This is a genomic window from Streptomyces triticisoli, from assembly GCF_003270085.1.
Lineage (GTDB): Bacteria > Actinomycetota > Actinomycetes > Streptomycetales > Streptomycetaceae > Streptomyces > Streptomyces triticisoli.
This window is the reverse complement of record NZ_QFDQ01000275.1, coordinates 1-9,614: the sequence shown is the minus strand read 5'-3', so window position 1 is coordinate 9,614 and position 9,614 is coordinate 1. Positions and strand designations below refer to the sequence as shown.

At 73.8% G+C, this 9,614-nt stretch carries 7 protein-coding genes; 3 read left to right on the top strand and 4 right to left on the bottom strand.

Annotation, left to right across the window (positions count from 1 at the left end; all coding sequences use genetic code 11):
* Positions 1–124: 124 nt before the first annotated feature.
* The 3 genes from DEP02_RS31125 to DEP02_RS31115 all read right to left on the bottom strand — a co-directional run bounded on the left by DEP02_RS31125 (position 125) and on the right by DEP02_RS31115 (position 4,201).
* Positions 125–1,477 carry a vanadium-dependent haloperoxidase gene (locus DEP02_RS31125; RefSeq protein WP_157977583.1) on the bottom strand — a complete coding sequence of 451 codons (1,353 nt, stop codon included), beginning with the start codon at positions 1,475–1,477 and terminating at the stop codon, positions 125–127.
* An 82-nt stretch (positions 1,478–1,559) separates the two neighbouring features.
* Positions 1,560–3,896: an amino acid adenylation domain-containing protein gene (locus DEP02_RS31120; RefSeq protein ID WP_112471015.1), complete on the bottom strand. Its 2,337-nt coding sequence runs from the start codon at positions 3,894–3,896 to the stop codon at positions 1,560–1,562.
* Positions 3,893–4,201 (bottom strand): acyl carrier protein, encoded by a 309-nt coding sequence (locus DEP02_RS31115; RefSeq protein WP_157977582.1) that lies wholly within the window; start codon positions 4,199–4,201, stop codon positions 3,893–3,895. The genes DEP02_RS31120 and DEP02_RS31115 overlap by 4 nt, the downstream gene beginning before the upstream one ends.
* A 230-nt stretch (positions 4,202–4,431) precedes the next feature.
* Between DEP02_RS31115 and DEP02_RS31110 the strand changes: the two genes are divergently transcribed.
* Entirely contained in the window at positions 4,432–5,193 is a 762-nt protein-coding gene (locus DEP02_RS31110) for a thioesterase II family protein (RefSeq protein WP_112471013.1), read from the top strand.
* A gap of 41 nt (positions 5,194–5,234) precedes the next feature.
* Here the strand turns inward: DEP02_RS31110 and DEP02_RS31105 are convergent, their stop codons facing one another.
* A complete protein-coding gene (locus DEP02_RS31105; protein ID WP_112471012.1) occupies positions 5,235–5,981 on the bottom strand; it encodes a thioesterase II family protein in 747 nt (248 codons plus the stop codon).
* 210 nt (positions 5,982–6,191) lie between these two features.
* On the opposite strand from DEP02_RS31105, the gene DEP02_RS31100 reads away from it, so the two are divergent.
* Positions 6,192–7,415, top strand: a complete 1,224-nt coding sequence (locus tag DEP02_RS31100) for an erythromycin esterase family protein (RefSeq protein ID WP_112471011.1) — start codon at positions 6,192–6,194, stop codon at positions 7,413–7,415.
* Between the two features lie 355 nt (positions 7,416–7,770).
* Positions 7,771–9,614: condensation domain-containing protein (locus tag DEP02_RS31095; protein WP_198668676.1), on the top strand; the 1,844-nt coding region annotated here is incomplete at its 3' end.

Here is a 9,614-nt window from a genome sequence, read left to right as displayed (position 1 = left end):
GGCGGCGTCGGGCGCCGCGCCCGGCGCGCCGGGCGCGGCGAGCGGTCCGATGCCGGGCGCACAGCCCGTCGTCGCCAGCACCAGCAGCGCGGAGGCCGCCACAAGCCGTGATCTCGTCACCTCGTCACCTCCTCGTGTCCGCGTGACCGCGGGCGAGGCGGCGCAGGTTGTAGTGGGCGACGTCGCGGCCGAGGTCGGCGCCGATCTCGTCGGAGAAGCGGAAGTGGACACCGGCCAGGACGCGGGCGTCGACGTTCTCCCGGGTGAGCGTCGTCCAGGCCGTCCCGCGCGGATAGCGCCGGGTCACGGCCTTGCCGTCGCCGCGGGTCCAGGTGCTGGTGAAGGCCACCGGGCTGTACGGTCCCACGAGCTGCGTGACGACCTGCTCGGCGGCGCCGGCGGTGACGGCGTGACCGCTGGGGAACTCCGGGTGCGGCGGCGTCGGCAGGTACGAGGACCACGTCGGGTCGGGGGTGGTGCGGGGGTCGCCGTCGGTGTCCGCGAATCGGATGGCCGTGACCGGACGCCAGTGCAGCCGCACGTACTTGGCGTCGAAGCAGGCGATGCTGGAGTCCACGATGGAGGCGCCGAGCGCTGCCAGCACCAGCACCTTGTTCCGGCGGGACCGGGTCCGCTGCCCGACCAGCGCCCGGAGCGCGGGCACGTAGTGCGACAGGGGGTCCAGCCAGGCCAGGTCGGTCTGCTCCTCGGTCCGCTCGGAGACCTGTCCGCCGAGGCGGCGCACCTCGTCGAGGTCCCGCCGGTAATGGGCCGTGCCCAGCGCCGGCGGCGGTCCCGGCCGGAACCGATCGCCCCGGCCGAGCAGGAACGGACGCGCCCGGCCGTACCCGGTGCCCACCAGCATCGTCGCCCCCGGCGTGAGCCGGTAGACCCCGGGTGCCTCCGGCGGCAGCTCGAACGGCACGTTCACCGACGCCATGTCCAGGCCGTCACCGGTCCGCGCCGCGACCGTCGACGCCGCCGCCTCCCGGCCGGCGGCGACGCCCGCGTCCTTGGCCACGCCGCCGGGCAGCCCGGCCAGCGAGCGGCTCAGTACGTCGTCGAGCCGGACCGCCTGGTCGGGGACCAGCGCCAGCAGCACGTCGTGCACCGCGGTCGCCACGGCGGCGTCCTCGAACACCGGGCGCCGCTGCGGCGCCCGTACCGACGCGGCCCGCCGGGAGCCGAGCGCCGTCCACGCCGCCATCCAGCCCATCGCCCACGTCCGCTCGGGCAGTCCGGCCATCGGCGACGCGGCGAACGCCGCCAGCATCTCGTCGAGCCAGGGGAGGACGAGGTCCGGGGCGGCGTCGGTCCAAGCCGGCGCGGGGGTGGCGGCCCGGGCGGTTGCGGGGAGGGCCATGAGGCCCGCCGTGCCCGCGGCGACGCCGGCGGCGGCGACCAGCAGACGGCGTCGCGAGGTGCCCGCGGTGAGGGGGAACACCGACGATCCAGGAGATCCTGTCGTCATCGTCATGCCTTTCCATCGATTGGTGGGAATGGGAGGACAGGGGCTGGGGAGGAGGAGCGAGGGTGGCCGCGCGCTCCTTCCCCGCAGGTCACAGCCGGCGCAGCAGAGCGGCCCGGTCGACTTTGCCCGTGCTGGTCAGGGGCAGTTCGTCGAGGGCGACGACGCGCGCGGGGATCATGTACGAGGGCAGGACCGCGCGCAGGGCACGGAGGAGCTCGGCCTTCGGCAGCGGCTCGTCCGCCGGCACGTAGAAGGCCGCCAGCGTCCGCCCGCCCGGTCCCATGGGTGCCACCACCGACGCGGCCCGGACGCCCGGGCACTGGAGGAAGGCGGCCTGCACCTCGCCGAGTTCGATCCGGTAGCCGCGCACCTTGACCTGGTCGTCGAAGCGGCCCAGGAACTCCAGATCGCCGCTCGGCAGCCAGCGGGCGCGGTCACCCGTGCGGTACATCCGTCCGCCGGGGCGCGGGGCCCCCGGGTCGGGCAGGAACCGGGCGGCGGTGAGGCCGGCCGCCGCGGCGTAGCCCAGGGCCACGCACGTGCCGGCGATGTACAGGTCGCCCTCCTCGCCGAGGGCGCAGGGCCGCAGGTCGCCGTCGAGCACGTAGTAGCGGGCGTTCTGCATCGGGGTCCCGTAGGGGATGCTCGGCCACGCGGGGTCGACCTCGCCCACCCGGTAGTGGTTCGACCAGACGGTGCACTCCGTGGCGCCGCCCAGCGCCACCACCTCGGCGTGCGGGAACGCGGACCGGATCTGGTCCGGGAGCGGCACCGGTATCCAGTCGCCGCTGAGGAGGACCAGGCGGAGCGTGTCGCGCTCGGCGGGCTCGCGGGCCCGGACGAAGGGCATGACCATGGCCAGGGCGGCGGGCGCCGAGTCCCAGATGGTGACGGGCTCCTGTTCGAGGAGGTCCACCAAGGCGTCCGGCTCGGCCAGTTCGGCCGCGGACGCGAGCCGTACAGTGGCGCCGGCGGCCAGCACACCGAAGATGTCGTAGACCGAGAGGTCGAAGCTGAAGGCCGTGACGAACAGGATCCGGTCGGAGGGGCCGATGCCGTGGGTGCGGTTCATCCAGTCGATGAGGTTCACCGCCGACCGGTGGGTGACGACGACCCCCTTGGGGGCGCCGGTCGAGCCGGACGTGAAGATCGTGTAGCAGATGTCCTCGGCCGTCGGGCCGTCGGTGAGGGGGGCGGCCGGGCGGAGGCCGACGTGATGGCCGGTCCACAACGGTTCGCGGCCCCGCGCCGCGCGGTCGCGGCCGGGCGCGACGCGAACGACGGCGTCGTACCGCTCGGCCAGTTCGCCGGTGAACTCCTCGGCCCGGCGGCGGTGGACGTCCGCGCGGGCCACCCCGGGCAGCAGTTCGGGGAGGCGCTCGACGAAGCGGGGCGGCACCCGGAGACCGGAGAAGGCGCTGAGCCCGGGGTCGACCAGGTCGGCGAGGACGATGACGCCGTCGTCGGCGAGCAACCCCAGGAGCATGTCGAGGACGCCGGTCAGGTGGTCGAGGTCCGGCAGGAACTGCACCGTACTGGCCAGCACGACGACGTCGAACGGGCCGCTCACCCGCTCGGCCGTCTCGTGGGCGAAGCACACCACTCCCTCGGCCTCGCCCCCGGCGCGGACCGCGGCCTCCTGACTGCAGGCCACGGACACCGGCGAGGGATCGACGGCGACGTACCGGGCCGCGTGCGGCACCAGGGCCTCGACGATCAGACCGGACCCGCACCCGATCTCCAAGACCGAGGGCCGCTCGGCGGACGTGGCGGCCCGGACGAGCCGCGCCACGTGGTCCTGGTAGCCCCGGACGTCGTCCTCGTCGAAGGGCCGTTCCGAGCGGCGCAGGTTGAAACCGGCGGCTTCGAGCGGATCGGGGGAGCCGGCCACGTAGTCGAAGAAGTCCGCGACCCGTTCCCGCCGGAATCCGGCCGACCAGGAGAACTCCTCGGGGATGTCGGGGCACAGTACGTGGCGGAGCGACGGCACCTCCCACCGGAACTCCTGCACGGCGGGCAGGTGGGCGCGGTCGGTCAGCACGGCCGTCACGCCGAGCCGGTCGAGCAGCCCGACCACCCGGCGGGCGGGCCACGCCGGGTCGAGCGGCACGTAGAAGGCGCCGCACTTGAGCACTGCGAGCAGTCCCACGAGGGCCGACGCGCTGCGCTCGCCGTAGAGGCCCACGGCGGAGCCCCGGTTCACCCCCAGCTCGCGCAGCAGCCGGGCCAGCCGGTCGGAGCGGCGGTCCAGTTCGCCGTGGGTGACGACCCCCTTGTCGGAGGTCACGATCGCCGGGTGGTCCGGATGCCGCCGGGCGGCCTCGGCGATCAGCCCGGGGATGGTGGCGTCGTCGCGGAAGGGCCGCGCGGTTTCGTTCCACCCGCTCCAGGGGGCGCCCGGGAAGGACGCCGACGGGGCGCTCACCGAGCCGGCGACCGGAAGGCCCCGTGGGCCGCCAGGGCGCGGGTCAGTTCGTTCACCGTCGGGTTGTCGAAGAAGAGCCGGAGCGACAGGCGCGTGCCTGCCGCCGTCCCGAGTTCGGCCATGATGTCGGCGATCAGCAGGGAGTTCCCACCGGCCTCGAAGAAGTCGTCGTCGTCGCCGAAGCGGTCGTGCTCCAGCGCGTCGGCCCACTGGGCCCGCACGTGGGCGCGCACCCGATCGAGTTCCGGGCCGTCGTGGCCGCCGGGGTCCGGGCTCGCCACCCCGGCCGATCCGAAGTTGTTCACCACTCGCTCCTGCGTCTCTCGCGGTGCTCTGCGTCTTCCCTGGCGTCCGCCGCGCTCCGGCCGGCGCCGGAGGCTTCCGGAACGTTCCCGCGCCGCCCGGGTGGCGGATTCTCGTCGTCACGAACGGAGGTGCCAGTCTTGCCGCGGCGATCGGCGGTTGTCCGAGGATCTTTCAGAGGTCAGTCAAGGTTGCCGCCCGGGGGCCGCGGCGACTGGTCATCCTCACAGACATGGGAACGAACACGAAAAGTCGTTGGTTCGTCGGTGCCTCTCACGAGGGACTCAAGGAGTGCGCGCTGTACGCCTTCCCGCACGCGGGCGCCGGCGTCACCACGGTGCGTCAGCTGTGCGTCGAACTCGGGGACGCCTACGACGCGTTCGGGGTACGCCTCCCGGGGCGGGAGTCCCGGCTGGAGGACCCGGTGGAGACCGTCATGTCCGAGCTCGCCGACAAGCTCGCCGGCGAACTGACCCGGCACGCCCAGGGACGGCCGGTGGTGCTGTTCGGGCACTGCGCCGGCTCGGCCGTCGCCTACGAGGTGGCACGGCGTCTGGACCCCGGGCGGGTGCGGGCGCTGGTCGTCTCCTCGCACCCGGCGCCCGGGAGCCTCCGCCGGGAGCCGACGTGGGGGCTGCCGCGGCCGGATTTCCTCCGGCAGGTCGTGACGGACGGGTACCTCCCGTCGCAGCTCCTCGCCAACGAGGAGCTGCTCGACATCGTCGAGCCCGCCCTGCGCGCCGACTACCGGCTCGTCGAGGAGTACGAGCTGGCGCTGTACGAGGCGGGGCACGTCGATCCCGTCGAGGTGCCGACGGTGGCCGTGTTCGGCCGCGACGACCACACCGTCGAGCCCGGCCAGATCGACGCCTGGTCGGCGCTGACCACCGGGCCGTTCCGGGTCGTCTCGCTGCCGGGCGGCCACGACCTGCCGAGCAGCCGCCCGGCGGAACTGGCGGCGGCCGTTCGCGAGGCCCTGGCAGACGGCGCCTGAGCCCGTCCGCCGGCCCGCGCCCCGGGACACCGTCGCGCCGCTCAGGCCGTCTCCCGGCCCAGCACGTCCGCGACCAGTGCGGCGACGTCGGTGGACACGTGGAAGTGCCCGCCGGGCCGCACCCGCAGGGTGAACGCGCCCGAGGTGACACCGGCCCACTCGGTGATCTGCTCCTCGTCCACCAGTGGATCGCCGTCGCCGTGGTAGCAGCTCACCGGGCACGACAGCGGCGTGATCCCGGCGCGGGGCCGGTACCGCGCGTGGGCGCGCAGGTCGGAGCGGAGCGTCGACGTGAACAGCTCGCGCATCTCCGCGTTCTCGGCGATCCCGGGGTCGATGCCCCCCAGCGCGCAGAGCGTCGCCCAGAACTCGTCGTCGGGCACCAGATGGATGTCCCGGTTCCGCATCTCTCCCGGGGGGAGGCAGGCGGAGGCGCACAGCCGCCGCGGCTCCCCGCCCATGTCCCGCAGCAGCATGGCGGTTTCGTAGGCCACCAGGGCGCCCAGGCTGTGTCCGAACAGCACATGGTCGAGGGACGGCATCCTGAGCAGTTCCGCCACGACGCGGCCGGCCATCTCGGCCACGTCGTCCACGAGTTGCTCGCCGAACCGGTCGCCGCGCCCGGGGTACTGGATGCCCACCAGCTCGACCCCGGGCGGCAGCACGGCGACCCAGTCGCGGAAGGAGGTCGCCGAGCCCCCGGAGTGCGGGAAGCACACCAGGCGGACGACCGGGTCCTCGACCGCGGTCAGCGTCCGTGTCCAGCCTCGTTCCCGCATTCGGCCCATCGGTCCGTCCCTCTCGGTAGCCCACCCTTCGGAACTGCATCGTTTGTCCTCGCGGCGTCCGTCAGGAGTTTCTCGAAAGAGTTCGGTAAGACATGGGTCATCCGATTATCATTCCAATGAGCGACGGGGAATCATGCGTACGGGTTCTCCTGCCCGTTCCGCCGATATCGCGAATGATTTTCCGTGCTGTCGCGGTGATAGGTTGAGCGTATGACTGCCGCCCTCGAAGACGTCGCCCGCGCGGTCGACGTCGACAGCGTCATGGGGATACTCCGGACCCGGCCGCGGCTGCTCGCCCTGGGGGAGCCCACCCACGGCGAGGACGCTCTCCTGGAGGTACGGAATGACCTGTTCCGGCAGCTTGTCGAACAGGAGGGCTACCGGATCGTCGCGATCGAGAGTGATTGCATGGCGGGCCTGATCGTGGACGATTACGTCACCTCCGGTACCGGCACCCTCGACGACGTCATGGAGCGTGGATTCAGCCACGGTTTCGGCGGGTCCGCGGCCAATCGCGAACTGGTCCGCTGGATGCGCGCGTACAACGACGGCCGGTCCGCGGCGGAACAGGTGCGATTCGCCGGTTTCGACGGCCCGCTGGAAATGAGCGGCGGCGAGAGTCCCCGCCATGCCCTCACCGCGCTCCACGCCCACCTCGCCGACCGGTGCGACGCCGCGATGCTGCCCTGCACCGCCGGGACCCTCGACCGTCTCCTCGGCGACGACGACCGCTGGACCGAACCCGCGGCGATGACGGACCCTTCCCGGTCCGTCGGCCGGACGCCCGACGCCGAGCGGCTGCGGCTGATCGCCGACGACCTGACCGCCCTGCTCGACGCGCAGGCCTCGGACCCGGACGAGCCGTCGGCGCGGGACGACCGGGAGCGGGCCCGCCTGTACGCGCGGACCGCCACCGGGCTCCTGCGCTACCACTCCTGGACGGCTGACACCTCACCCGGCCGCCTGGGCTGGCTGCTGATCCTGCGGGACTCCATCATGGCCGCCAACCTGCTGGCTCTCGCCGAACAGGGCCCGGTCCTCGCGCACGGCCACAACGGGCACCTCCAGCGCGAGAGGAGCAGCATGCGGAGGGGCGACCACCGGATGGAGTGGTGGAGCGCCGGAGGGATCGTCAGCGCCCGGCTGGGCGAAGATTACGCCTTCGTGGCCACGGCCCTCGGCACCATCCGCCACCGGGGCGTGCAGACCCCGCCGCCGGACACCGTCGAAGGACTCCTGTACGCGCTCCCCGAGGACCGGTACGTCGTCGACGTCCGCCAGCTGGCCGCCACGCTCGGCGACGCGCCGCTCGTCCCCCGCGAGTCGCCCTGGTACGGCTACTCCCCGCTGGACCCGGCCCGCCTGGCGAGCAAGGACGCCCTCGTCTTCGTCAAGGACGCCCCCGAGGGGCCGATGTGGTGGCCCGCCGGCTGACCGCCGACCGGCCCTGACGACCCGGGACCACCCGGGTCGTCAGGGCGCGCGCCGCACACCCCCGTTGCCTCGACCGGCTTCGTACCGGCTCCGCGTCCTCTCCCCGCCCCGCCCCGGCTCATGGGGCGGGGCTCTTCGTGCGCGCGCCTTCTCCCGCCCCAGCCCGCGGGCCGCACCGTCGGGTCTGGCCGACATCTGTCAGACGGTCGGGTGACTCGGAAATCCGTTCCTAGGGTGGGCTCCCGAGTGACGGCGGGTTCCGCCGGCCATGACGGGGGAGCCGCGCACCGCACGACCGAGCAGCACTCCGTCGTGGGCCGACGACGATCGAGGGCTACTTCTTCCGGGAGTCTGCATGCGTGCTAGCGGCGGTGTTTCTTCGGCGCAGGAAGCGATGTGGCTGGAACAGAACCTCGCGCCCGAGGTACCGAACAGCACCACGACGATCTGGGACGTCCGGGGCGAGCTCGACCTGGGCGGCCTCCGGGCCGCGCTGCGGACAGCCATGGCCGAGGCGAGCGCGCTCCTGGTGAACTTCCGGCAGGACGACGGCGTCCTGCGACTCGTCCCCCGGGACCCGGAAGCGTTCGAACCGTTCCACACCGACGTGAGCGACGCGGCCGAACCGACCCACGCGGCCCGGGAGTTCCTCACCGGCCAGGTCCGGCGCCCCTTCGACCTCGCCACCGACGCGCTGTTCCGCGTCGGAACCATCCGCCTCGGCGAGGAGCGGCACCTCGTGTGCCTGCTCTTCCACCACATCCTGACCGACGCCTTCGGCGTGTTCACCGTGCTGTCCCAGCGCGTCGCGGAGATCTACCGCGCCCGCCGCACCGGCGCCCCGCTGCCCGAACGGCGGGACACCCCACCCGGGCGCGCCGGCGAGAAGGAGGCGGCGTACCGCTCGTCCGCACGCTTCGCCGACGCCGAGGAGTTCTGGCGGAACTACGTCGCAGGCGATGCGACGGCCGCCCGCCTCCCGACCGGCCTGCGCGCACGGACCGCGGAGCGCGCCGACGACGCCGCGTTCTGGGACGGCCTCACCGCGCCGCTCGGCATGTTCAGCCGCACCGCCCGCGTCCCGGCGGGCGAGGTCGCTGCCTGGCAAGCGGCCGCCGACGCCGCCGGCACGAGCGTCCCTGACCTGCTCACCGCCGCCGCGACCGTCTTCCTGCGGCGCCTGTGCGACACGCCGAAGCCCCTGCTGTCGTTCACCGTCAACTACCGCCGCGGCGACATCCGGCACGCGCTCGGCCTGTACTCCAACGCCCTGCCCCTGGCGGTCGAGGTACCGCCCGCGGCCGATGTCGTCGGCCTCGCCGAGGCGGTGCGCCTGGAACGCCTGCGGGTGCTGCGGCACGCCGAGTACAACGTCGCCCTGATCAAGCGCTCGGCCGGGTACGCGGGCGACGCCCGCAGCCCGTTCGGCCCCGTGGTCAACGTCATCCCCTTCATGGAGGAGCTCGACCTCGCGGGCGCCGTCGGACGGTTCGCGGGCGGCACCTTCGGACTGCCGGACGAGGTCCGGATCTCCACCTACGGGGACGGCGGCGCCGACAGCGACCTGTACGTCCGGTTCGACGCGCCCGGGACGCTCTACACCCACGAGGACGTCGCCGGACTCGTCGAGCGGTTCGTGGCCTTCGTCCGGGCCGCCCTCGCCGACCCCCGCGCCCGCGTCGGAGACCTCGCCGCCGTCGGCGACGAGGAACGCGCCGCGCTGCGCCGCCTCGGCACCGGCCCCGTCGCCGAACCCGACGGCGCGACGCTGCCCGCCCTGCTCGACCGGCAGGCCGCCGCCACCCCGGACGCGGTCGCCGTCGTCCACGAGGACACCCTCCTGACCTACCGCGACCTCGTCGCGCGCGCCGACCGCCTCGCCCGCACGCTCGTCGCCCACGGCGCGGGACCGGAACGCGTCGTGGCCGTCGCCGTTCCCCGCTCCGCCGAACGCGTGGTCGCGGTGTGCGCGGTCCTCAAGGCTGGCGCCGTCTGCCTGCCCGTCGATCCCGACTGCCCGTCCGACCGCATGCAGGCCATGCTCGGCGACGCGCGGCCGGTGCTGCTCCTGACGGTCGTCGGCGCCGACGACTTGGCCGTCACCCCGCTCGACGGCCCGCAGCCGCTGTGGGAGGCGAGCGTCGTCGAGCGCGCCGCCGGGCCGCGGGACGGCGCGCCGGCGCCGGACCCCGCGCCGCT

Excerpts from the sequence above, each read along its gene's own strand:
- DEP02_RS31125 (WP_157977583.1), bottom strand. The coding sequence starts at position 1,477 with ATGACGATGACGACAGGATCTCCTGGATCGTCGGTGTTCCCCCTCACC.
- DEP02_RS31110 (WP_112471013.1), top strand. The coding sequence starts at position 4,432 with ATGGGAACGAACACGAAAAGTCGTTGGTTCGTCGGTGCCTCTCACGAG.
- DEP02_RS31105 (WP_112471012.1), bottom strand. The coding sequence starts at position 5,981 with ATGGGCCGAATGCGGGAACGAGGCTGGACACGGACGCTGACCGCGGTC.
- DEP02_RS31100 (WP_112471011.1), top strand. The coding sequence starts at position 6,192 with ATGACTGCCGCCCTCGAAGACGTCGCCCGCGCGGTCGACGTCGACAGC.